Annotated in this window: 20 protein-coding genes; 9 read left to right on the forward strand and 11 right to left on the reverse strand. The window is 58.2% G+C overall.

Annotated elements, in window-relative coordinates; all coding sequences use genetic code 11:
- Positions 1-3: 3 nt before the first annotated feature.
- The 5 genes from J2S70_RS01755 to J2S70_RS01775 all read right to left on the reverse strand — a co-directional run bounded on the left by J2S70_RS01755 (position 4) and on the right by J2S70_RS01775 (position 4,230).
- Positions 4-897, reverse strand: coding sequence for a type II secretion system F family protein (locus tag J2S70_RS01755; RefSeq protein WP_307682028.1), 894 nt, complete (start codon positions 895-897; stop codon positions 4-6).
- On the reverse strand, positions 863-1,678 hold the full coding sequence (locus J2S70_RS01760; RefSeq protein ID WP_307682029.1) for a type II secretion system F family protein: 816 nt from the start codon (positions 1,676-1,678) through the stop codon (positions 863-865). The genes J2S70_RS01755 and J2S70_RS01760 overlap by 35 nt, the downstream gene beginning before the upstream one ends.
- Positions 1,663-2,898 carry a CpaF family protein gene (locus J2S70_RS01765; protein ID WP_307682030.1) on the reverse strand — a complete coding sequence of 412 codons (1,236 nt, stop codon included), beginning with the start codon at positions 2,896-2,898 and terminating at the stop codon, positions 1,663-1,665. The genes J2S70_RS01760 and J2S70_RS01765 overlap by 16 nt, the downstream gene beginning before the upstream one ends.
- Positions 2,899-3,181: 283 nt before the next feature.
- Positions 3,182-3,397, reverse strand: a complete 216-nt coding sequence (locus tag J2S70_RS01770; protein ID WP_307682031.1) for a hypothetical protein — start codon at positions 3,395-3,397, stop codon at positions 3,182-3,184.
- Positions 3,397-4,230 carry a fumarylacetoacetate hydrolase family protein gene (locus J2S70_RS01775; RefSeq protein WP_307682032.1) on the reverse strand — a complete coding sequence of 278 codons (834 nt, stop codon included), beginning with the start codon at positions 4,228-4,230 and terminating at the stop codon, positions 3,397-3,399. Before J2S70_RS01775 ends, J2S70_RS01770 begins: the two co-directional genes overlap by 1 nt.
- 99 nt (positions 4,231-4,329) lie before the next feature.
- Between J2S70_RS01775 and J2S70_RS01780 the strand changes: the two genes are divergently transcribed.
- Entirely contained in the window at positions 4,330-5,349 is a 1,020-nt protein-coding gene (locus tag J2S70_RS01780; protein WP_307682033.1) for a phosphotransferase, read from the forward strand.
- Here J2S70_RS01780 and J2S70_RS01785 read toward each other — a convergent pair.
- Complete coding sequence (locus J2S70_RS01785; RefSeq protein WP_307682034.1) at positions 5,286-8,855, reverse strand: ATP-dependent DNA helicase; 3,570 nt, start codon at positions 8,853-8,855, stop codon at positions 5,286-5,288. The two genes, J2S70_RS01780 and J2S70_RS01785, sit on opposite strands and share 64 nt — an antisense overlap.
- Positions 8,852-12,031 (reverse strand): ATP-dependent DNA helicase, encoded by a 3,180-nt coding sequence (locus J2S70_RS01790; RefSeq protein WP_307682035.1) that lies wholly within the window; start codon positions 12,029-12,031, stop codon positions 8,852-8,854. The genes J2S70_RS01785 and J2S70_RS01790 overlap by 4 nt, the downstream gene beginning before the upstream one ends.
- 116 nt (positions 12,032-12,147) lie before the next feature.
- On the opposite strand from J2S70_RS01790, the gene J2S70_RS01795 reads away from it, so the two are divergent.
- Both J2S70_RS01795 and J2S70_RS01800 read left to right on the forward strand, forming a co-directional pair.
- The gene (locus J2S70_RS01795) at positions 12,148-12,369 is read left to right on the forward strand and encodes a DUF3107 domain-containing protein (protein ID WP_307682036.1); all 222 of its coding nucleotides are present in this window, start codon (positions 12,148-12,150) and stop codon (positions 12,367-12,369) included.
- A 116-nt stretch (positions 12,370-12,485) separates the two neighbouring features.
- Entirely contained in the window at positions 12,486-14,114 is a 1,629-nt protein-coding gene (locus J2S70_RS01800; RefSeq protein WP_407702621.1) for a DEAD/DEAH box helicase, read from the forward strand.
- On the opposite strand, the gene J2S70_RS01805 is transcribed toward J2S70_RS01800, so the two are convergent.
- Positions 14,111-14,731, reverse strand: coding sequence for a MarC family protein (locus tag J2S70_RS01805; RefSeq protein WP_307682037.1), 621 nt, complete (start codon positions 14,729-14,731; stop codon positions 14,111-14,113). The two genes, J2S70_RS01800 and J2S70_RS01805, sit on opposite strands and share 4 nt — an antisense overlap.
- Positions 14,728-15,579 carry a PHP domain-containing protein gene (locus tag J2S70_RS01810; protein WP_307682038.1) on the reverse strand — a complete coding sequence of 284 codons (852 nt, stop codon included), beginning with the start codon at positions 15,577-15,579 and terminating at the stop codon, positions 14,728-14,730. The genes J2S70_RS01805 and J2S70_RS01810 overlap by 4 nt, the downstream gene beginning before the upstream one ends.
- 82 nt (positions 15,580-15,661) lie before the next feature.
- Here J2S70_RS01810 and J2S70_RS01815 point away from each other — a divergent pair, with 82 nt between their 5' ends.
- From J2S70_RS01815 to J2S70_RS01835, 5 genes are all read left to right on the forward strand, one after another.
- Positions 15,662-17,167: an aminopeptidase P family protein gene (locus tag J2S70_RS01815; protein ID WP_307682039.1), complete on the forward strand. Its 1,506-nt coding sequence runs from the start codon at positions 15,662-15,664 to the stop codon at positions 17,165-17,167.
- Positions 17,164-18,453: a magnesium transporter MgtE N-terminal domain-containing protein gene (locus J2S70_RS01820; RefSeq protein WP_307682040.1), complete on the forward strand. Its 1,290-nt coding sequence runs from the start codon at positions 17,164-17,166 to the stop codon at positions 18,451-18,453. The genes J2S70_RS01815 and J2S70_RS01820 overlap by 4 nt, the downstream gene beginning before the upstream one ends.
- Positions 18,446-19,006 (forward strand): DUF1003 domain-containing protein, encoded by a 561-nt coding sequence (locus J2S70_RS01825; RefSeq protein ID WP_307682041.1) that lies wholly within the window; start codon positions 18,446-18,448, stop codon positions 19,004-19,006. Before J2S70_RS01820 ends, J2S70_RS01825 begins: the two co-directional genes overlap by 8 nt.
- Positions 19,007-19,069: 63 nt before the next feature.
- Positions 19,070-20,200 carry an Mrp/NBP35 family ATP-binding protein gene (locus J2S70_RS01830; RefSeq protein WP_307682042.1) on the forward strand — a complete coding sequence of 377 codons (1,131 nt, stop codon included), beginning with the start codon at positions 19,070-19,072 and terminating at the stop codon, positions 20,198-20,200.
- 32 nt (positions 20,201-20,232) lie between these two features.
- Entirely contained in the window at positions 20,233-20,862 is a 630-nt protein-coding gene (locus tag J2S70_RS01835) for an O-methyltransferase (protein ID WP_307682043.1), read from the forward strand.
- Here the strand turns inward: J2S70_RS01835 and J2S70_RS01840 are convergent.
- Positions 20,859-21,029: a DUF3117 domain-containing protein gene (locus J2S70_RS01840; protein ID WP_307682044.1), complete on the reverse strand. Its 171-nt coding sequence runs from the start codon at positions 21,027-21,029 to the stop codon at positions 20,859-20,861. The two genes, J2S70_RS01835 and J2S70_RS01840, sit on opposite strands and share 4 nt — an antisense overlap.
- Positions 21,030-21,188: 159 nt before the next feature.
- Positions 21,189-21,953 (reverse strand): LOG family protein, encoded by a 765-nt coding sequence (locus J2S70_RS01845; RefSeq protein WP_307682046.1) that lies wholly within the window; start codon positions 21,951-21,953, stop codon positions 21,189-21,191.
- 65 nt (positions 21,954-22,018) lie between these two features.
- On the opposite strand from J2S70_RS01845, the gene J2S70_RS01850 reads away from it, so the two are divergent.
- Positions 22,019-22,822, forward strand: coding sequence for a sulfite exporter TauE/SafE family protein (locus tag J2S70_RS01850; protein ID WP_307682047.1), 804 nt, complete (start codon positions 22,019-22,021; stop codon positions 22,820-22,822).
- The last annotated feature ends 27 nt before the right edge of the window (positions 22,823-22,849 follow it).

Raw genomic sequence — 22,849 nt, forward strand, 5'->3', positions numbered from 1 at the left:
AAACTAGGGCAATCGGAGGGCTTGTAACGCTGGGTAGACGGTGAAAAGAACGGTCAGTGGCAAGATGATGAAAATAACGGGAATCATCATTGCGATTTCCGCTTTACCGCCGGCTTCGAGGAGGTCACGGCGCGCCGCGTCACGGGCGTCGCGTGCTTGGGCGTGAAGGGAGCCGGCAAGGCCGCTGCCCTGCTCGAGGGCCGTGACCACGGCTTCTGCAAAACGTGCAACATTCCGGTTTCCGCACCGATTTGCCATATCTGTAAGCGCGTCGGTCAGTGGCGTGCCCGCGTGGACTTCAGCCATGGTGCGCCGCAACTCCGTAATCATTTCGCCGTCGCCGATGTGAGTCACCCGTTCGATGGCCACCCGGATGGATTCACCGGAGGCCACCGCGAGCGCAAGGATCTCCACGACGTCGGGAAGCTGCGCCGTATAGGCTTTTTTCCGTTTTTCGCAGCGATTCGTCAGGTCCCAGTCAGCTCCCAGTACGGCGACGAGGGTCGAAACGACGACGGCGAGGAGAGCAACAATCACAGATATACCCCGCACGACGAGGGAGAGCGCTAACACTGCACCAATGGCGAATCCGACCGCTCCCCACTGCAATTGACGGATTCGAAAATCGCTGACCGAATGGTCGCCGAGCAGCTCGGTGCGCCGCTGGACCGATGCCGTCGTTGAACCCACCGTTTCAAAAAGCTGGGCTACGATGTCCGCGGCGTGGCCGCGCCGAACCGGTTTCTTCGTGCGCGTTGCGATGTAGGGAACCACTCTCGTGCGCAGTTGAGCCGGGCGGTAGACCAGCGCGACGAGGACGAGCAGTAAGCCGGCGCTGAGGGCGGTGCCGATGAGAAAGCCGCTAAGCATGGGCACCTGCCGCAAAAATGCGTTCATCTTCTGGAAGCCTGCCTAGGTGGAGCATGAGCCAGTAAGCGATGATGGTGAGCACGAATCCGACGACGAGAATCGCTACGCCGGTCGAGGTCGAGAAAGCGTCGATCGCTCCCGGCCGGGTCGAAAAGAGTAGAAGCATCAGCCACGGTGCGATGGCGGCTATCCTCGCGCCGTTGACGGTCCACGACTGGCGCGCAAGGAGTTCGCCTCGAGCTCGGTTATCTTCGCGTACGAGGCTCGCAAGGCTGGCGAGCGTGGTGGCAAGGTCGCGGCCACCGAGGTGGTGAGAAAGGCGGAGTGCTTCCAGGATGCGGTCGGTCATCGGGTCTGCCAAGGTGGCTTTAAGTTCGTCAAGGGCGGGATCTAGCCGCCCGTCGGCACGCAGGTGCGCAGCGAATCGGGTAAATGGGGGACGCATCACTTCCGGGCCGCGTACCGATAGCAGTGCCAACGACTCCCCGATGGGCAGGCCGACGCGCACGTTTGCGACGATGTCGTCGATGACTTCGGGCCACACCTCGCGTAACTCTTCCCTGCGCCTTCGGGCGCGTGAATCGCGCCAGATTCCTGGAATGGCGGCACATAGTATGCCAATTGAGATCGCGATTGGAGCGGAGTTAGAGATCGCTCCGGCCAAGAAAAAGCCAACCCCGCCTGCGGCAAGTGGCGGCACGAGTTTGTGGAACCAGCCCGTGGGTAGTGTGATCGTTTTCGGATCGCGCCATGCTAAAACGATCAGGAATGCTCCAAGCCCAGCCAGTAGGCCTATAACGAAAGCCATGATCCGCTCCCCAAAAGTTCGTTGAGGTTGTAGCCTCGTTCTTCAAACCGTTCTGGGTGGGGAACGAATCCCGGGCCGCGTTCAAGGCCTGAGCCCCGATCTAAGAAAATCTCCGTAGTCTCTACGACGTCGCCTTCGGCACGGCCGGTCAATCCGATGATTTCGCGTATTTTGCGGGTGCCGTCTCGATCGCGGTGGACGTGGACGACGAGGTCGATCGTTTGAGCCACTGTGGGGATTACGAAATCTGAGGTCACGTTTTCGCCTGCTAGCAGTGGAAGGACGCATAGCTTGTTGACGGCATCTCGGGCGGAATTGGCGTGGATTGTGCAGGCTCCGGGGATACCCGAGTTGAGCGCAATGAGCATGTCAAAGGCTTCTGCTTGCCGCACTTCGCCAATAACGATGCGGTCGGGGCGCATGCGGAGGGATTCGCGTACGAGACGTCGGAGTGTGATTTCGCCGCGGTCTTCAATATTTGCCGGACGGGTTTGGAGCGCGACGACGTCACGGTGCTTGAGGCCAAGTTCGAACACCTCTTCAGCGGTGATGATTCGTTGGCCAGCGGGAACGGCACCCAGGAGAGCGCGTAGCAGGGTGGTTTTTCCTGCCTGGGTGGCACCGGAGACGATGACGTTAAGCCCGCAGTCAATGGCCGCGTCGAGAAACCGGGTGGCGCTATCTGGAAGTAGCCCGAGTTCGGCGAGGTCGGATAGGCGGCGAGAGCGAACGATGTATTTGCGGATGTTGACGGCCCAGTGTTCACGTGTAATGTCCGGGATAGCCACGTGGAGGCGCTCTCCCGAGTGCAAAGCGGCATCGACGAAGGGTTGGGAGAGATCAAGCCGGCGCCCTGAGGCGCGCAGCATGCGTTCCACAAGATCTTTGATTTGCCCGGGTTCAAGCACCAGATTGGATAGTTGTGAGACGCCATTTTTGGCAAAGAAAATTCGGCCCGGTTCGTTGATCCAGATTTCTTCAATCTCCGGATCATCAATAAACGGTTGAAGCGGACCGAAGCCACCGACGTCGTCGTGAAGCTTGCGCCGCGTTGTCCCGACGTCGTCCACACTCGGCATCACGCCGGCTACGGTTAGGTCTTCGTATTCAGCTAGGGCCTGATCGATGAGTTCATCAAGCCCGGCCCGGTCGCGTTGCGGATCGATCCGAGAAGAGCGAACAAGCTCGCGCACGCGCGCATTGAGCCACGCTTCGGCCATCGCTATCACCTCCACTAGCCGAAGCTAGCTGGCGAACCAAACATCCCACTCAATTCACCCACAGCTGTGGATAACTAAAGCAGTGTTTTTGTGAGCGTGATAATGGTGACCACAAGAAAGCAGCGCCGAAAACTGGAGACTCAGCCCCCACTCAGCTTTGGTGCACCAAGTAGCCGAAATCCCTAACCGGGGCGAGCGCTTCAGCCGAACTAACGAGGATCACCCAGTTATCTCCATCCACCTGCTCGTACACGTAGTGCACATCGGGTTTCACCGCCAAATATTACTCAAGCGCCGCGGCCGTATCGGTCACGTACTCGGGCGGCAATTCACGTGCGGCCGGCTCAGGATGCTCGATATCTTCTACCGCCGTAGTTTCGGGCGAAGCCGCCTCATCCGCTTCCGAATCCGAAGAATTAAAAACCCTCAGGCCAATCACAATCGCGACCACTGCCAGTAGACCAATTCCAGCGACGATCCACGGTTTCTTTTCGCTCATCACACAATTCTATTCAACGTCGAACCGATACCTTCAATCGCGCATTCCACGACCTGCCCGGGCTGCAAGAACCGCGGCGGCTCCATACCCGCTCCCACGCCACCCGGCGTTCCGGTTGCAATCATGTCCCCCGGGCGTAATCTAATAAAGGTGGAGGCGTACTGCACCAGATCCACCGGATCGAAAAGCAGATCCGCAGTATTCGAATCCTGCATGACATGCCCGTCCACCGTCGTCATGATCCGCAGCGCCGGGCGCACGCCACCCACCTCGTCGGGCGTGACCATCACAGGCCCAACCGGCGTGGCCGAATCCCAGTTCTTACCCTGCAACCACTGGAGCGTGCGATGCTGCCAATCCCTAGCCGACACGTCGTTCAGCACCGTAAAGCCCGCGATCGCCTCTTCCGCCTCCGCCGGGCTTGCACGCCTCACGTGCTTGCCAATAACGACGACGAGCTCGGCCTCCCAGTCCAACTTCTCAACCTCGGGCGGGTAGACGATATCATCGCGAGCGCCGGTCAGCGCATCCGCAAATTTCATGAACAGGGTGGGATACTCCGGGAATTCTCTGCCCATCTCCTCGATATGCGCGCGATAGTTCAGGCCAACGCACAAAACCTTACGTGGCACAAGAACGAGCCGTTCCCACTCCACGTCGCTAAGCACCCATCGCCGCGCGGCACCTAAATCGGTGCTGAGCTCTTCGAGCCCACCACTCCGGTTCGCTGCGAGTAGCGCCCCGACGTCGTCGAAACCCAGCTCAACCGCCTCATCGCCCTCAACGAGCACGGATCGCGTCTGCCCATCAACTCTGATCGTTCCAAACTTCATAAGACAATCCTCGCCGATCGAACGTGCCCGGGAAAGTCTTTCTGGGCAAACGGGCGTGTAATTACGCCCAATTCGCTCAGCGGCAGATACCGTGGAGGGGTGAATATCACTCCTTTCAAGCTTGCCGCGCTGGCAGTCGCCGCCGTTGACGGCCTAGAGGCCGCCGGCGTTCGTGGCCCGTACACGCGCACTGCCGACTTCCAATTCGGTGGCGTTGTGGATGCCGAAGGGCGGCGGTGGATCGTCAAATATCCGCTTCACACCATCGCGGCAACGATGATCGAAGCCGAAGCAGCCATCGCACCCGCGCTCTTAGATGCGCTTCGTGATGGCCACCTGCCCTTCGACGTCGTTCGCCCGGCTGGCTTTACGCAGGTAAACGAAGGGCGCGCGGTCGTCTATACCGCTCCCCTCGGCAGGGAACATGACTTCGAAACACTCACCGAAGCTCACGCCCACGAACTCGGGCGCACACTCGCTGCCATCCACAAACTGCCCTCTGACATTATCGAAAAATCGGGCCTTCCGGTTTACGATGCGGAAACTACGCGGCGGCGCTTGCTCGCAGATTTGCATGATGCTGACGCTACCTCTGCCCTGCCCGGCGTTTTGCGCCGCCGCTGGGAGAACGCACTCGAAGTGCCAGAACTGTGGGACTTTGAACCGCGAGTTGTGCATGGCGATATCGAACCAGATCAGTTCATGTGGTCGGACGGCTCCATCTCGTGCGTTCTCGGTTTCGGTTCTGCCCACGTGGGCGATCCGGCGCTTGACTTTGCAAATCTGGTGACAGCCCTCGACGAACAATTGTTTGACGCCCTTCTCGAGTCATATTCAAATGCGCTCGGTGAGGAACTGTCCGAGAATTTCTTTAACCGCATCGTGCTCATGTCTGAGCTTGCACTGGCACGCTGGATGCTGTTTGGAGCTCGACGTGGCGATCCAGATATCGTTGACGACGCACGGGCGATGATGGACGATCTTGCTGCCGAAGTGGACGCCGATCCCGATCTGGCCCCCGGGCCCACCTGGTCGGTGAGCCAAGCGCAACCCGCCTATGCCGAATCTGCCGACGAGGCCGGCTTCACCGCAGCCAGCTCTACCCCCTCTGCCAACTGATCTTCAATATGTTCGGCAATCTCCTTAGCGTTGAAGATCGGCGCATGCAAAGCACGCTGGTCTTCCTTCGGCTCACCGAGGTAGTAGAAAACGGCACCGATATCCCCGAGCGGTATTCCTTGAGCTACCGACCACGCTAGTCGGTAGAGCGCCAACTGGTATTGGCGAGATTCCACCTGTTCCGGGCCTGGTCTAGGCCCGGTTTTCCAGTCGACGATCGTGACGGGCGGGTGGCCTTCAAGGCCAGACGTGTCGAGTACAGCATCGATGACGCAGCGGATCGGCCTGCCACCCAATTCGATATCGACAGCTTCCTCGATGGCGATCTTCGGGCAGGCCGCATACGGCGAACGATGAAAGCGACTCAAAAGCCGCTCGCGCACCGCATCGGTCATTTCCGTAGCACTATCGATCGGCATCTCGTCTGGATCCGCAACCGAATCAACATCTAAGGTCAGTGGTGCGTCGTAGTGGTGGGCAATCTGTTCGTGTACGAACGTTCCCGTACGAGCTGCGCGCGATGGTCGATGCGGTAGCGGGCGCCGCTGATCGCGTACAAAGCTTTCCGGATCGGAGGAGAGTTTGACGACGTCGGAAGCTGTCAAGTATTCGCGCGTGATCGGATCGGCAGTTGTGCTCGATTGCGTCTCTTGAATGAGTACGTGAGCCTCTTGCTCCCATTTGGTCATAAAATGATCGAGCTCCTCACGCGATAGTCTGACCGGTGGCAGATCGGCCCGATCAAGCCTTCGATCGATGTCGACTGGCCAGCGTTTGGTATCTGGAGCGAAAATCTCATCCCACACGTCAGTTCCCGACTCCTGGGATTCATCTGCGATGCGCTCCAGGTCGGCGCCACAGAGCACCCGATCATTGGCCGGATCCGCGGTCAATACCGATTCCATATCCGCAATGAATGTATTGTGCGGCATGCAAGCCTCCGGTACAGGGCCTGCAATTTCTTCTCTGGCAACAAGCTTCTCGAGTTCTTTTAGTTTGGTTCCCGCTTGCGCCTCGAACTGAAGGTCATACGAACACAGGAGGAGAATATCGCGTGGTCGGGTAACCGCCACGTATGCAAGGCGGCGCTGTTCGGCTCGATAGTGCGCCGCAAGCGGGCCCGTCAGATGCTCGTGAAAGTCTTCTAAAATCGGGGCTTTATCATGCGGGGTGATCACTTCGGGGCAACGCTTTGCAAAACTGAATTCAGGTAGGTGCTCCCTATCTGCTCGCAGTGGGAACGGTAAGGCGCTCCCATCGAGTTGCCAAGCTTTATCTCGCGAAAAATCATCGAAACCGCGATATCGCATTTCCGGAATGGCCACCACGTCCCATTCCAGTCCCTTTGCACCGTGCACGGTCATAATCTGTACCACGCCGGATTCGGGAACCACGTCCTCGGTCTCTAAAAGCTGCGCGTCACCGCTGACGTCGCCCTCGCCAGTATTCTCGTGCTCCTCAACCGCGTCCACCCATTCGGTAAAACCCTTCAGGTTCGCCCGTGGATTATCTCGCACGTACTGGGCTGCCATCCGCACAAATGAGCTCAAGGCGCCTTCGACCCGGGCTCCTCCATCGCGCCGGGATCGTGCATAAAACGGCAGGTCTAAGGCGTCTATCGCGAAGGTGATCAAGTCTGGAACCGGCAAGTGGAGCCGCTTGCGTAAGCTTTTCAACAAAGATCGGATATGGAACAGGCGCGCGTGACCCGTGGCGCTCAAATTGGGAACGCCATTGCCCTCGTCCGGGTGCGGTAGAGCATCGATCGCTTCAACCAAGCTCGCTCGAACCTCGATTGACTCGCCGCCCGTCTTCCCCCCGCTCACTGCCGAGCCGCCCATTTGCGCAGCATATTCCTTTGTGGTTGCTCTCGAGAGCGTCTTTGTGAACGCGGCCAATGCCTGCAAATCGCGTACACCGATCGCGAAGTGGGTGAAAATCGGAACGAGCAGATCGTGGCGTTCGGGAACCGCGATCAGGCCCAAGAAGGCCCGAAGCAGTCGCACCTCTGGCTTCTCAATCAGCGCTTCACCACCGACAATTTCAAAGGGGACGTCATATTTTTCAAGGGCTTTCACCGCGTTGTCGATGTACGATCGGGCTCGGCACAGCACGACGGCGGTCGGGAAGGCGCCGGCGTCTGATTCACCTGAACTGACCGCGCCCTCGCGCTTACGGCGGGCCTCATCAAATATTTGCGCAAACTGCCCGGCCATTGCGTCGTAGGAATCTTCCCGCAGACTTCGGTGAATAAAGCGCACCTCCCCTTCACTGGCCCTTTGGCGTGGCACAAGTTTCTTTACCGTCATCGACGGATATGAGAGCTTGCCAGAAGTCAGCGCATTGGCAGCTTTGAGGATGTTCTCACCGTTTCTGAAAGCGGTGGAAAGGGTTAAATTCCTGGGCACTCGGAATCTATCCATAAAGTCGGAAAGCGCGGCCGCGGAGGCACCTCGCCAAGAATAAATCGCCTGATTGGGATCGCCGACGGCGCAGACGGACCGCACATTAGAAAAAGCGTGATATAAAAACTCTGCCTGCTGGGAGGAGGTGTCCTGATATTCGTCTAGTAAGACCAACTTGTAGTGCCCAATCAGTTCGCTAACTTGCTCTGGAACGGCCTTAAGAATTCGATTTGCTCGGTCTACTTGATCAGCAAACTCGATCAGTGAGTGTTCCTTTTTATACGCCAAATAACTATCGACGATCGTGCACAATGCCAGCCTGCGTTCGATCTTTTGCAAAGCGCTACCCGGGGTACCACTTTGAGCTTTCGACGCCTCAGTGTGCGTTCCGCGCGCCACGCTAACATCGGCGAGTTTGCGCAGTGCCTCCTGTTCTTCGGACAGCACTTCTCGCAGCTCGGTGGTGGTCACTCCGTTCGAGATCAGTGCGTCAGAAATATGAAGCGCATCGCGAACCACAGTATTTGCTGACCACGCCTTTAGCACGTCGAATTCGCGGGTCTGCGAATCTACCGACGCGACGATCTCGCGCATAATTTGCCAACGTTCGGCATCGGTTATCAAGCGTGCTCGTGGATCTTCGCCGATCAGCATGGAATACGAAGATGCGATATCTGCAGCGAAAGAGTTGTACGTGGCGATCGTCGGCTTTGCCATCTGAGCATGTTCCAGGTCAGCCACGGCGTCAGCCTGCTCGTCTTCGCCGAGTTCCCGTGGGTTGCGATTGCCCGCCTGGTCGGCGTGCACCTGGCGATCTTGACCTGGCATCAGACCCATCCGCTGGGCATGTTCCAGTTGCTCTTCGACGCGCTCTGCCAACTCCCCTGCGGCTTTAGTTGTGAACGTCAAGCCGAGCACCTCATCGGGGCGAACGTTGCCGTTGACGATGTGCCACACGATTCGCTGAGCCATCGTTGCGGTTTTACCCGATCCCGCGCCGGCGATCACCGCTATCGCGTGATCTTCACTCACAATCACTTCACGCTGCTCGGGCGTCGGCGTAAATTCGAGCGTTTTTTCAAAGTCTTCGTAGGTGGTCACGAGAAAATCCTTCCGCTTCCCATCGCGGGGCATACGGGAACAAACGAACAGTTTCGGCACATGTCATTGCTTATCGCAGCGAATGATCCCCCGCGTTGCACCTTGCCCGCGTTCCGGATCATCGTCTCCGTTTGCGCCATGTGCTCGGGGCTCAAGGCTGGTTGGATCCGTTCCGCCGGCATGCCATTCTTCGCCGGATCCTTCGTGGCGGCAGGTTTTCTTACATACACGAGCTTCGCCCCGCCAGCTGCTTCTGCACCTTCGATCGCGCCGCGATTCACCAGCCACTGGTAAACGCGCAGTTGCGGATTGTCTTTCGCCTCCACCTTCGTCAAAGGGGATTTTGACGTTTTGAAGTCCACCACCGTGATACCCCGCTCATCGGCTTCCAAGCGATCCAACCGCGCACTCACGGTCACGTTTCCGTGCTCATCGCTCAACGTTTCACGCCCACTTTGCTCCACACGAACCTGCGCCGTGGTGCTTTCGAGATACTTTCCAAGGCTCATCACCATCACGTCGATTTCCTCTCGCATTTTGGTGCCCTCAAAGTCGTATTCGAAATCTAGCTGGGCGATCAATTTATCTGCTCGAACTCGCACAGCATCGGCCGGACCGTTCGGGAATTCCTCCGCGAGAGTATGGATGAGCATCCCCACGTCTAAAGCTCGAGTGTCTGTCGCGGACTCTGCACCGAGCGAACTGAAAAACGAGCGCAGCGGGCACCTCATTACCGACTCTATTCGCGAGGGCGACACGAAGACATCACCGTTCGAACCCTCACAGGTGGTTGGCTCGAAGCTATCCACCCATGTTTGCGGCTGCGCCGTTGCCACACCTTTGCGCGCGAGCCCATCGAGGATTGCCTGTGCGGCGTGCGACAGGATCTCATCACCACTGGCCATGGCTTGGCGCAACTCGCCGGTCAAACCCGCGGTGTCCAGAAGGCTTGCCACCGAAGTGGCTTCTTTCGCTTCAGGGAACAGCCAGCTTAAAAATCGCGAGGGTTGCACCCCGTCACCGCACGAGGCCGTGACTAGCACAGACTCTCTCGCGCGGGTGATCGATTTGAGTAGCATTCGTAGCTCATCGTCAATCACATCGCGTACCAGCTGCCCGGATACCACGTCGCGGCCCGCCATCTCCGAACCGAGCACCACATTGACTAATTTGGGGACCTTGGTTAGCGGGTTGCGCAACCTCGTATTAGGCCACACTCCCTCGTTCAACCCGAGGATCGCCACGTGGTCCCAGGTTTTCCCGATCGTCGACGACGGCGTCACAAGGGCCACCTCGTCCGCGAGGGCTCCCGTTCGCGCGATGGAATCTTCGGGCAGATCCTGATCTTCAAGTGCCTCCAAAAGCACGTCAATACCAGCGTCTGCCGGGTCACGATCAGCTTGCCGTTGAGCAATCCGGAACATCGAAATCACGGCATCAAGATCGCTATCTGCAGCATCTGCATGGGCGCCGACCCCAAGCGCTTGCTCCCGCCACGCCTCCGCAACCCCGACTCCGGCCCAGGCTTCCCAGAGAACTTCTTCACCCAGAGCGCCACGTTCGCGCGCCGCCCTAATCCGCGCGATCACTTTGTGGGCCCGATGCAGTTCGGGCACGTTTTTCAAAAGTTCGCCACCATCGATCACGAGCTTGAGCAGCTCGGATTCCGAACGTGCCCCACCGTCGGCCAGCTCCCAGCCGCGTAGCTCACGCCGCAGGCCACGCAAATCTAACGGATCAATGGCAAATAACACGCCCGTCAAAACCTGCTCTATCTGCCCCACATCCACTGCCGCCGGCTCGGCGAGCGCGAGTTCGAGAAGGTCGATCAGCGCGGCTACCGCACGTTGCTCGCGAAGCGGTTCCGAGCGTACCGGCATGGTAATAGGAACGCCGTATCGCAAAAAAGATCGCCGCGTAGCTTCGTGCATACCGGCTGATCTAGTCACCACCGCCATCTTCGAATATGGCACTGCGTCCAGTAAATGCAGGCGCCGCATGCGGGTTGCAACATAGGCAATTTCCTCATCCTCGTTCGCAAAAATCCGAGCTGAGGCCGGGTAGCACGCTACGCCGTCAGCTCCCTGAGAATCCATATTCGCGCTGTCCGCTACGAAATCTGCCGACCTGTGCTTACCCGCACCAGCGGTGTGAATACCCGAGGTTACTCGCTGTGCTATCTGCGCAATCTGCCCGCCAGAGCGATACCGATGGGTTAAGTACATGCGCTGGGCACCAATACCGCCCGCCGGTTCATCCCGGGTGAGTAGCGCGGGCAGGTGAGCAACGCCGCCACGAAATCCTTGCACCGCCGCATCCGGATCACCGAAGGTCACAATCGAAGAACCGTCGGCTTTCAGCGCTTGGAGCAGGGCACGCACGGCCAAAGTGGAGTTTTCCACGTCGTCGATGATCACCCAATCCCAGCGGGGCTTAGCAATACCGAGCTTTCCGCCGCGCACCTCCGCGCGTTCCCACCCCTGAAGCATGGCCGCAGCTTGCGTGAGCAGGCGTGCGTGATCGACGATGTCTTGGTTTTGGTGCCCAATTCCCGCCTGAGTAGCCAGCGCCTTTTCGTATCCCTCCATAATGTGGGCGCCCACCTGCCAGATCGGCTCCCCCACGCGTTCCCCCAGCCTTGCCAAATCGTCAGCTGAAAGTTCCAATTCGGCAGCCCGTGTGATGAGATCTCTGAACTCCGCGCGATAGGCGGGCAAACGTGCCGCCTCGCCGTCTTGCGCCCACTCGGGCAAACTTCCCGGAACGGCACCGGCCAAAATAAGATCAAAATACTCTTTAAGAAAAGAATCTTGATCTGGACCGCTCAAAAGTTCCGGTTCGCGCCTACCCACATACTGCGCGTAGGCCGATACAATCCCGAACGCGAAAGCAGTAATCGAGCGCACGTCCACCGTTGCGGGCAAGTACCCTAGCGTGCGTGATAGAGCGTTGCGAAGATCCGAGGCTGCCCTGCGATCGGGGGAAAGAACGGCAACCTGCGCATCCGGATTTTCCCGCACAACATTGATGGCCAGTTCGATCGTGAGCGCACTCTTGCCGGTTCCGGGTGCACCAATCACCGATGCAACGCAAGGCGCGCGCAGGCCGAGCACTGCCTGTTGAGAGGCATCCCACTGGCGGCTTTCGTCACTTTTTGGCTCACATTCGTTTTCCATAACACCGAGCCTAACGGACTGGTCCGACATAGTTTTGGCTCGCAATGAAAAGCAACCAAACTTCGGCACTTCCACCGGATAGAATTGGTGCAGACCTGCTGACAATCGGAGGAAACATGGACATCACTATCGGAATTTGTAACATTCAGCGCGAGTTAACCCTCAACGTCGCACTGAGTAGCGACGAAGTTGGTCAAAAAGTCTCCGACGCTCTTGAAAACGGCACGGTTCTTTCGCTTGAAGACACGGATGGAAACGTCGTGCTCGTTCCCTCCACAGCCATCGGCTACGTTCAAATCAACGAAGCTCAAACGCGGCGCGTGGGATTCGGGTTCTAATCGGGTAGACTCATCCGTGGCTGACCGGTCGTCACGGTTTGACTCAAGAATTTTCACGATCGGCTGCCCGGGCGCATTCCAATCCGGCGCGCCCTCCCAAGTCGAAAGTGAATACTGTGCAAGAACAACCACAATCTGGAATTGTGAACACGACCGGCGCCATCGTGCGCCAAGCAAACGAACCGGAAGCTGATATCCAGGCGTCGGCAGCAGAACTCGAACTGAAAGAAAAGTCTTTTGCCGACTACGGCGTCTCCACGCCAATTGTCGAAGCGCTCGAAGCACAAGGGATTACATTTCCCTTTCCCATCCAGGCACTCACCCTTCCGGTTGCGCTCAAAGGCTCGGATATCATTGGCCAAGCCAAAACGGGCACTGGAAAAACGCTCGGCTTTGGCATCCCAATGGTCGAAAAGGTGATTGGACCCAATGAGGAAGGGTGGGACAAGTTACGCAACCCCGGTAAGCCTCAGGGACTTATCGTCGTGCCGACCCGCGAGCTTGCCAAACAGGTTGCCGGAGATATTCGCGATATCAGCGCCAACCGCAACATTCGCGTCGTCGAAGTTTACGGCGGTAAAGCCTACGAACCGCAGGTTAAGCAACTGGAAAAAGGTGCGGAGATCGTCGTCGGCACGCCAGGACGCATGATCGATCTGAGTAAACAGCGCACACTTGATCTTTCCACTGCGCACACGGTTGTGCTTGATGAAGCCGACGAGATGCTCGACCTCGGCTTCCTTGAGGACGTCGAAACGATCCTCGCATCCACGCCGCCGAATCGCCACACCATGCTATTTTCAGCCACAATGCCCGGCCCGGTCATCACCATGGCCCGCCGATACATGTCCAAGCCGACGCACATTCGCGCCCAGGCGCACGACGACGATTCGGCAACCGTCAAGCAGGTCAAACAGGTGGTCTACCGCGCTCATGCCCTCAATAAGTCCGAGGTACTTGCTCGTATTTTGCAGGCGAAAGACCGCGGGCTCACCATCGTTTTTGCCCGCACTAAACGCACTGCAGCAAGGCTCGCCGACGAACTCGAAGACCGCGGCTTCGCGACCGGCTCCCTGCATGGCGATCTCGGCCAAGGCGCACGTGAACAGGCCATGCGCGCCTTCCGCAACGGAAAGATCGACGTGCTCGTGGCAACCGACGTCGCCGCACGCGGTATCGATGTCGAGGACGTGACGCACGTTATTAACTACCAGTGCCCAGAGGATGAAAAGACCTACCTGCACCGCATTGGTCGTACCGGCCGTGCTGGAAGTAAGGGGACGGCCGTCACCTTCGTGGACTGGGAAGACATGCCACGTTGGTCCGTGATCAATAATGCGCTCAATCTCGGATTCCCAGAACCGGTGGAAACGTACCACACCTCCGACCATCTCTACACCGATTTGGACATCGACCCGAAGGCCACCGGCCGCCTACCCAAATCCGAACGTACGCGCGCCGGCCTCGACGCCGAAAAACTTGAGGATCTGGGCGAAACCGGCAAGCGCACACCGCGCGGCCGGGGCCGCGGGCAAGGTCGGGGCCGCAGGCGAGGTCGGGGCCCCGGGGCCAGAGGTGAACGCTCAAGTAGAGATGAGCGCGGAGGTAGGCAACGCAAACGCACTCGGCGTACCGATCGGGGTTCGGATAGTAACCGCCACGAAGGTCAGCACCACGAAGGTGATCGTAGCGATAGTGGAGGCGAGGAAAGGCCTCGGCGGCAGCGGCGCCGGATCAGACGCTAGCCGATGAGCGGTTCAACCACACCTAGTACGCCGGCAATGATCAGCTGAGTAGCGATCGCCGCGAGAAGCATGCCCGACAGGCGGGTTAGTAGCATGACGCCGGCCTCGCCCAAGACTCGCATGATGGTGCCGGAAAAGTGCATCGCAATCCAAGAAATAATGAGCACGATCGTCATCGCACCGATCACGGTGACCTTATCGATCACGTCGCCATCGGCTTCACGCATCAAGAGCATGAAAGCCACGATCGCACCCGGGCCGGCAAGCAGTGGCATGCCCAGTGGAACCATGGCCACGTGAATCGAACCGCCTGCATCGCCCGGATCTTGCTCCTCACCCGTCAGCAGTTGCAAGGCCACCAGTAGCAACAGCAGGCCGCCTGAGATCTGAAGAGCCGACGGCGAAATGCCAAGCCAATCAAAGAGGTAGAAGCCAAAGAATCCAAATACGAGTAAGAGCAACAGCGCAATAAAATTGGCTTGGAAGGCAACTTTCTTGCGATCCTTCTTCTCCATGGTTCGCGTCAGCGCCATGAACACCGGCACGTTTCCGGGTGGATCGATAATGACCAAGAGCGTAGCGAAGGCCGATGCGAAGAGCGCGCCATCAAACGTCACGGGTGTAAGACCTCCAGGTATGAGCCCTGCGTCAGGGCCTCGAGCGTGTCCGGCTGCGTGGTATTTTCGCCGAGCCGGTTCGGTTTTCCTTCGCCATGGTAGTCGCTGGTGCCGAACTGGAAAAGTCCAAGGCGGCTCGCAGTTGCCACAATCTCACCGCGGCGTTCGCGAGGGTTATCGCGGTGGTCAACTTCGATACCAAATAGTCCGGCCTCAGCCATCTGGTCAACGGCTTCGGCAGGCAGTATTCGGCCGCGTGAAAGTGCGAGCGGGTGCGCAAAAACTGCCTTACCTCCGGCATCAACGATCCATTCGATCGCCTCAAAAACATCGGGGGCATATTGGGGAACGTAATACTTGTTATCCGGATGAAGCAGCTGCGCGAAGGCTTCCTCTCTATCCGCTACGATTCCCCGGTTGACGAGCGCGTCGGCAATGTGCGGGCGCCCGGCAGGTGCTCCTACTTCTTTTACGGCGACGACGTCGTCCCAGTCAATCGAGAAGTCTTCAGCAAGTCTGGCCACAATTTCGCGAGCCCGCTCCTCGCGAGCGCCGCTCATCTTCCTTCGATGCTCGGCCAGCTGCCCAGCTTCCGGATCGAAGAGGTAGGCGAGCATGTGAACGGACATTGACCGACCGGCGTCGTTATACCGCGTGGTCATCTCCATTCCGCGCACCAGACTCACGCCCGTGCTTTCCACGTGCGCCGCGGCTTCCTTCCAGCCGGCGATCGTGTCGTGATCGGTCAGTCCGACGACGTCGAGCCCGGCACGCTTAGCTTTTGCCATCAGCTGTGCTGGACTATCGGTGCCATCTGAACAGTTCGTGTGGGTGTGCAGGTCGATCATAGGTTCACGGTAGATCGGCCCGGTGATTTCGGCAACTACGAACGAATGCGGGTTCCGTTGATGAACGTGGGATAATGCGATTATGACTACTGACCGCACAGATAAAACGCAGACAGCCGAAGAAAAAGCCCACAATCGTACCCAGCGCCCACAGGGTAAGGTGTTTCGCCAGTTTATTGGTGAAGACTGGGGTGAACGCCCGCCCGGGCCGAAGCGGATGGAGGTGGCCGATTACACCCCGGCCCGGCACGAGACTCTGTCCAAGCTTTTTCCCGGGGAGCGCCTGATCATTCCCGCTGGCGACTTGAAGGTGCGTTCGAACGATACGGACTACCGGTTTCGCGCGCATTCGGCATTTTCGCACTTGAGCGGGCTTGGCGGTGAAGATGAACCCGGAGCTGTACTCGTGTTTAATCCGGTTGACGAGGGCCACGAGGTTACCCTTTACTTCCACCCGCGCGCCCCGCGTTCTTCGGAAGAGTTTTATGCGGATTCGCGCCACGGCGAATTCTGGGTGGGAGCCCGCCTATCGGCAGAAGAAATGGAAACCGCTACGGGTATCAAGGTGGCGCACATCGATGAGATGAAAGACGCTATTTCGAAGGATCTGGGCGAGGTGCAAATCCGCGTGATGCCACAATCGGACCAGGCGGTCGAGGCCTTGGTGGCGGAACTTCGCGAACAGAGCGGCCTGACCGAAGGCGCCGCGCAGGCTGATGCCCGGCTCGCCGAAGCCACTTCCGAAATGCGGCTGACGAAGGACGAGTTTGAGATTGCCGAAATGCAAAAGGCAATCGACGTCACGGCTGCCGGATTCGATGAAATGATCCGTGCACTGCCGCGCGCGAAGGAGCATTGGCGCGGCGAACGCGTACTCGAGGGCGTTTTCCACGCCAAGGCACGCGAAGAAGGCAACGGCCTTGGCTACGAAACGATCGCGGCGGCCGGCAACAACGCGAACACATTGCACTGGATCACCAATGACGGCCAGGTTCGCGATGGCGAGCTGATCCTTATCGACGCTGGCGCCGAAGTTGATTCGCTCTATACCGCGGATATCACGCGCACGCTCCCGATCTCTGGCAAGTTCACCGAAACGCAACGCGAGGTTTACGACGCCGTGCTGGAAGCTTGCGAACGTTGCCTCGAGGTCGCACAATCTAAGGTGCAATTCAAGGATATTCACGCGGCCGCCATGGAAGTAATCGCCAAGCATTTGGAGCGCTGGGGAATTCTGCCCGTGAGCGCAGAAGAATCGCTGAAACCAGAAAACCAATACCACCGCCGCTGGATGCCCCATGGCACCTCCCACCACCTCGGACTTGACGTGCACGATTGCGCGCAGGCCAAACGTGAGCTCTACCAGGATTCCTACCTTGAGCCGGGCATGATTTTCACGATCGAACCCGGCCTGTACTTCCGGGCCGACGACCTGAAAATTCCCGAGCGTTTCCGCGGAATCGGCGTGCGAATAGAAGACGATATTCTCGTCACTGACGACGGCGCGATCCGTATGTCCGAATCCATCCCTCGCACAGCGGCCGACGTGGAGCAGTGGATGGCTGACATCTGGAAGGAAAACTCATGACAGTTGCCACGGGCCCGCGCGTATTTGCCGGGCGACTTGCGGGGGCACCCGTTTATGATCCACTGGGTGACCGGGTCGGTAAAGTGCACGACATCGTCGTCGTTTTCAGACTTCGGGGAAACCCGTCGGCTGTTGGCCTAGTAGTGGACGTGACCGGGAAACGCCGGGTGTTTCTACCGCTTACGCGCGTAACATCGATTGCGAACGGCCAGGTCATTACAACCGGTTTGCTAAATATTCGCCGTTTCGAGCAGCGCCCATCAGAAACGATGGTACTCGGCGAACTACTAGACCGTGAAGTGACCTTTAACGACGGTAGTGGAACCGCGAGCGTCGTGGACGTCGCCATCGAACAGGTGGGTAACCGGCAGTGGGCACTCATGACGCTCTATGTTCGCATGGGTAAGGATAGCGCCGACGCGGGTAACACGAAGCTGGTCAGCAGCTTGGAAGTTTCGGGCCTGCGCACGAAGGTTGCGAATCAGGCGGCAACGGCTCTGCTTGCGCAGATTAATGAACTTAAGGCGCCCGACGTCGCCGATCTTCTCTCTGATTTACCCGACGAGCGAGCGATCGCCGTCGCAAGCCAGATGCACGATCACCTCCTTGCCGACGTATTGGAAGAAATGTCGGACGCGGACCGGGTGACGATCATGAGCGCGCTCGAAGTGGAACGCGCCGCTGACATTTTGGAGGAAATGGAACCTGATGATGCGGCCGATTTGGTCAACGATCTGCCGGCATCGAAAGCCGAGATTCTGCTTGCCCGCATGGAGCCGGAGGAAGCCCAAGATGTCCGCCGCCTCATGTCTTACGGCGAGCGCACGGCCGGTGGCATGATGACCACCGAACCGCTCATCCTCTCCCCCGACGCCCACGTAGCCATGCTCCTTGCCGCAGCTCGCCGCGAGGACATTCCGCCTGCAATTGCTTCCATGTGTTTCATTGTTCGCCCGCCGACGGAAACACCGACGGGTCAGTACCTTGGCGTGGTTCACCTGCAGCGCGCACTGCGCGAGCCGCCCTCAGAGATGGTGGGCACGATGATCGATCAGGTGGAGCCACTTTCACCCGACGACGGCATCGGAACCATCACGCGCCTGCTCGCAACTTACAATTTGACGGTATTGCCAGTTGTTGACAACGGTTTGCTGGTGGGCGCCGTCTCCGTTGATGACGTTCTTGACCACCTAATGCCACGCGATTGGCGTTCGGCGGACGAAGACACGGTTGATTCCCACATGGATGAGCGCCACGACGAGGAAGAGGAGAACTCCGATGCCTGAAACTTTTGATCAGCCGCTTGAGCGGCGACGCCGGAAGCTTCGGCCGGCCAAGATTGATTCGGATGCCGCCGGAGTCGTGGCTGAGCGCATCGCACGCTTCACCGGCACCCCAAGATTTATTATCTGGCTGACGCTATTCGTGGTTGTGTGGATCGGATGGAATTCACTTGCGCCTGAACACGTGCGGTTTGATTCTGCCGCACTTGGATTTACGGCTTTGACCCTGATGCTTTCGCTTCAGGCCTCCTACGCTTCGCCGTTGATTCTGCTGGCGCAAAATCGCCAGGATGCGCGAGATCGGGTGAGCGCGGAGCAGGATCGTCAACAGGCGGAACGTAATCTGGCAGATACCGAGTTCCTCACTCGGGAAATCGCATCATTGCGCATGTCGATGCGGGATCTGGCTACTCGCGATTTTGTGAGATCGGAAATGCGCGATCAGCTCAACCAGCAAAACGCCACGATCGCTGAACAATACGAAACGATCGCAGAGCTTCGCGCAAAGCTTGCACAGCTCGGGCATGCACCGTCGGAGGGCGAAGAGTCCAACTAGCGCGGGTTTTCAGCGCATAGCGCTATGTTCGTTAATTGTTACCGGTGAAGATAGGATAAAGGCATGAGTTTACCGAGCATTGAAGAAATTACGGCCGAGCTGGCGAAGGTTATTGATCCCGAGATCAAGCGTCCGATCACGGAGTTGGGGATGTTACGCTCGGTTGACATTGATGAGGGCGGCAAGGTCGTCGTCGGCATTGATTTAACGACGGCCGGATGCCCGCTTCGCGACACGATCGCTTCCGATACGCAAAACGTCGTCGGCGCCCTTGATGGGGTGACGGCCGTCGAAGTGTCGATGGGCGTGATGAATGACGAGCAAAAGGCTGAGCTTCGCAAGACGCTACGAGGCGGGCAAGCCGAACGAATCATTCCGTTCTCCCAGCCTGGTAACTTGACGCGCGTCTATGCGGTCACATCCGGCAAGGGCGGGGTTGGAAAATCCTCCATGACGGTTAATTTGGCCGCCTCGATGGCCCAGCAAGGGTTGAACGTAGGCGTTGTCGACGCCGATATTTACGGCTTCTCGATTCCGCAAATGCTCGGCGTTAAAACACCTCCCCAAGTGGTGGACAACATGATCATTCCGCCGATTTCACATGACGTGAAGACGATTTCCATTGGCATGTTCATGCAGGAAAACGGGCCTGTGGTGTGGCGCGGCCCGATGTTACACCGCGCGCTCGAACAGTTTTTCTCAGATGTTTACTGGGGCGATCTGGACGTTCTACTCATCGATCTTCCACCCGGTACGGGCGACGTGGCGCTTTCGGTTGCCCAGCTGATTCCAAAATCTGAAATCGTGCTGGTAACAACCCCGCAGGTTGCGGCTGCCGACGTGGCGGAACGTGCCGGCATGATGGCTGGCCAAACAGATCAGCGGGTTGTGGGCGTGATTGAAAACATGTCCTACTTGCAAATGCCGGACGGCACAAAGATGGACATTTTCGGATCCGGTGGTGGCGACGCCGTCGCAGCTCAGCTTTCCCGCACACTCGGCTACGAGGTGCCGTTGATCGGCCAGGTCCCGCTCGAGCAGGAACTGCGCGAGGGCGGGGATGCGGGCGATCCGTTCTCGGCTCAAGATGGCGATTCTCCGGCGCAGGTAGCCGTTCGTGATATCGCATCTCACCTCAGCCGCCGCGCACGCGGACTATCCGGCATGTCGCTCGGCGTCTCGCCGGTGAGCTAAAATCTGATATATATCGCTAACCGGGAGAGGTCATGGCAGTCGATAAAGCGCAGTCGTGGGCATATGCCGAACAGATAGTGGATGAAGATCAGCATGCGCGGCTTGCCCGCACATACGCTGCCGAACTCGGTATCACCTGTCTGTCCCCTTCGACCGGCCACTTTCTTAAAACGCTTGCATCGATGAGCGGTGTGAAGCATATTGCCGAGGTGGGTACCGGCACCGGAGTGTCGGGGCTCTACCTCCTCGCCGGATCAGATGATTCGGTACTGACCAGTATCGACATCGATTCCGAAGCCCAAAGCTATGCGCGAAACGCGTTTGCTGACGCGAAAATCCGCGCGGGGCGCTACCGGCTGATCAACGGCCGAAGTGCAGACATGTTGCCCCGACTATCGAATAATTCTTATGACCTCGTACTTATCGATGCTGATCCGGCCGAAGCTGCCGGCGATGTTTCTGAGGCGATCCGAATGTTACGCCAGGGCGGCACGCTCGTCCTCGCCCACGCGCTCAATAACGATCGAGTGGCAGATCCTGCGCGTCGCGACGAATCGACTGTCGCACTGCGGAATTTGGGCAAAGAACTAATTGAGGCTGAAGACATGGTCTCCAGCCTCATTCCCCTTGGGGACGGTCTTCTCATCAGCGTTAAGGTCTAAAGCTTCAGGAGCTTATCCAAAACTTCGTGAAGAGACTTAACTTCATCATCGTTAAGTTCAAGCACCAGACGGCCCCCACCCTCGAGCGGCATCCGCAAAGTTGTGCCGTGGATATCACGCTCCGCTTCGAGCGGTCCATCTCCCGTACGCGGTTTCATGGCTGCCATGGATTTTTCTCCTTTCGAGGCGCCCATGCGCCTGCATCCACCACTAATTCTACGTGAAATCGAAGATCTTGGCAGGTTAGCTTTGCTTTAAGTCACACAATTGCTCGGGTCGAGGCTGATCTTCTGTGAGTCTATCTGGGCTGACAACCTAAATCTTTTCTACTCTTGCTCATCTTGCGCTCGGATCTCATCGGCAAGGCGATGTACGCCATCGATGACTTCTTGGACGGCCTCTTCAGCTGTATCGACGACCGTGAAGATCTCCTCGTGGCCCGGGCTAATGAAACCGCCATCGAGTAACGTCGTCTTGATCCAATCGACCAAGCCACTCCAATACTCGCTACCTACCAGAACAACGGGGAAAGAAGACACCTTGTGGGTCTGAACCAGCGTCAACGCCTCGAACAGTTCATCCATTGTGCCATAGCCACCCGGCATCACGATAAAACCGAGCGAGTACTTCACAAACATCATCTTGCGCACGAAGAAATAGCGGAAATTAATTCCCAGATCGACGTAATCATTCATGCCCTGTTCGAAGGGAAGTTCAATTCCTAAGCCGACGGATGTACCACCGGCTTCAACCGCGCCCTTGTTGCCAGCCTCCATGATCCCGGGGCCACCGCCAGTAATAATGGTGTAATCCTTTTCAACCAGAAGCTTCGCGATGTCAACCGCCATCTGGTAGTACGGATCATCTGACGACGTGCGCGCAGAACCGAAGATCGATACGGCTGGCCCGACGTTCGCCAAAGCGCCAAAGCCTTCCACAAACTCGGCCTGAATCCGCATGATTCGCCACGGATCGGAATGAATAAACGACGTGTCCTGCAGTGGGTGCAGAAGGCGCGCATCCGTCGTCGTATCCGGGATCTGCTTGCGCCGCAAGGTTACAGGACCTTTGAAGTACTTTCTTTTAGCCATGGGCTCTACAGTACCCGCTTCCACGTGAACAGAAAATGAACCACCGGCTTGTACTATTAGGCTCGATGGAACTTTTCATTTCCGCAGTGGCGGGGATCGGTATCGGCATCGTGGTCGGAATGCTCGGCGCCGGCGGCGGAATTTTATCGGTACCCGCACTCGTATATCTTCTTGGGCAAAGCCCGCACGAGGCCGCCGCGGGCTCGCTCGTTATCGTATTACTTTCCGCGCTTACCAGCCTGATCGCTCACGCCCGGCACGGGCACGTGAACTGGAAAGGCGGCCTTATTTTCGCGAGTGTCTCGGCCTTTGCCGCATTGGCCGGCGCGAGAATCGCTCCTTTGCTATCGGGCACGCTCCTGATGGTCCTATTCTCCGCCCTCCTGCTGTGCGTGGCAGCTCTTATGCTCATTCGCGGGCTCCGGGAACGTGCTCGCGAACCCCGAAAACGTTCTCGCAAGAGCAACGAAGCCAACGCGAAGCCGCAACGTAGCCATCCCCAGGCCTGGAAGATTATCCTCGCGGGCACAGCCGTTGGCCTCATGTCCGGAATTTTCGGCGTTGGCGGCGGATTCGCCGTCGTTCCCCTACTTGTGCTCGCATTTGGCCTGCCCATGCTCGAGGCAACAGGCACAAGTGTGCTCGTGATGTTCGTTGCCTCAATTTTTGGTCTGCTTGGCAGGATCGGTACGCCCGTCCAGATCGACTGGCCGATCGTGCTCATTTTTGCCGCCGGTTCCGCGATCGGCGGCCTGTTCGGTGAGCCGATTAGCCGAAGGGCACGCGTGTCAACACTGACCCTCGCGTTCGGGGTTCTCTTGCTTACGATCGGTTCGTTTACAGCGGTTCAGAACCTCACCAATCTCTAACGCTAGTCGGCTAGCCTGCGGTACTCT

It is taken from the genome of Trueperella bonasi, assembly GCF_030811535.1.
In the GTDB taxonomy this organism is placed as follows: Bacteria; Actinomycetota; Actinomycetes; order Actinomycetales; family Actinomycetaceae; genus Trueperella; species Trueperella bonasi.

Bases quoted from the DNA above. Each gene is read 5' to 3' on its own strand.
- J2S70_RS01755 (WP_307682028.1), bottom strand. From the start codon at position 897: ATGAACGCATTTTTGCGGCAGGTGCCCATGCTTAGCGGCTTTCTCATC.
- J2S70_RS01760 (WP_307682029.1), bottom strand. From the start codon at position 1,678: ATGGCTTTCGTTATAGGCCTACTGGCTGGGCTTGGAGCATTCCTGATC.
- J2S70_RS01765 (WP_307682030.1), bottom strand. From the start codon at position 2,898: ATGGCCGAAGCGTGGCTCAATGCGCGCGTGCGCGAGCTTGTTCGCTCT.
- J2S70_RS01770 (WP_307682031.1), bottom strand. From the start codon at position 3,397: ATGAGCGAAAAGAAACCGTGGATCGTCGCTGGAATTGGTCTACTGGCA.
- J2S70_RS01775 (WP_307682032.1), bottom strand. From the start codon at position 4,230: ATGAAGTTTGGAACGATCAGAGTTGATGGGCAGACGCGATCCGTGCTC.
- J2S70_RS01790 (WP_307682035.1), bottom strand. From the start codon at position 12,031: ATGGAAAACGAATGTGAGCCAAAAAGTGACGAAAGCCGCCAGTGGGAT.
- J2S70_RS01795 (WP_307682036.1), top strand. From the start codon at position 12,148: ATGGACATCACTATCGGAATTTGTAACATTCAGCGCGAGTTAACCCTC.
- J2S70_RS01810 (WP_307682038.1), bottom strand. From the start codon at position 15,579: ATGATCGACCTGCACACCCACACGAACTGTTCAGATGGCACCGATAGT.
- J2S70_RS01815 (WP_307682039.1), top strand. From the start codon at position 15,662: ATGACTACTGACCGCACAGATAAAACGCAGACAGCCGAAGAAAAAGCC.
- J2S70_RS01820 (WP_307682040.1), top strand. From the start codon at position 17,164: ATGACAGTTGCCACGGGCCCGCGCGTATTTGCCGGGCGACTTGCGGGG.
- J2S70_RS01825 (WP_307682041.1), top strand. From the start codon at position 18,446: ATGCCTGAAACTTTTGATCAGCCGCTTGAGCGGCGACGCCGGAAGCTT.
- J2S70_RS01830 (WP_307682042.1), top strand. From the start codon at position 19,070: ATGAGTTTACCGAGCATTGAAGAAATTACGGCCGAGCTGGCGAAGGTT.
- J2S70_RS01835 (WP_307682043.1), top strand. From the start codon at position 20,233: ATGGCAGTCGATAAAGCGCAGTCGTGGGCATATGCCGAACAGATAGTG.
- J2S70_RS01840 (WP_307682044.1), bottom strand. From the start codon at position 21,029: ATGGCAGCCATGAAACCGCGTACGGGAGATGGACCGCTCGAAGCGGAG.
- J2S70_RS01845 (WP_307682046.1), bottom strand. From the start codon at position 21,953: ATGGCTAAAAGAAAGTACTTCAAAGGTCCTGTAACCTTGCGGCGCAAG.
- J2S70_RS01850 (WP_307682047.1), top strand. From the start codon at position 22,019: ATGGAACTTTTCATTTCCGCAGTGGCGGGGATCGGTATCGGCATCGTG.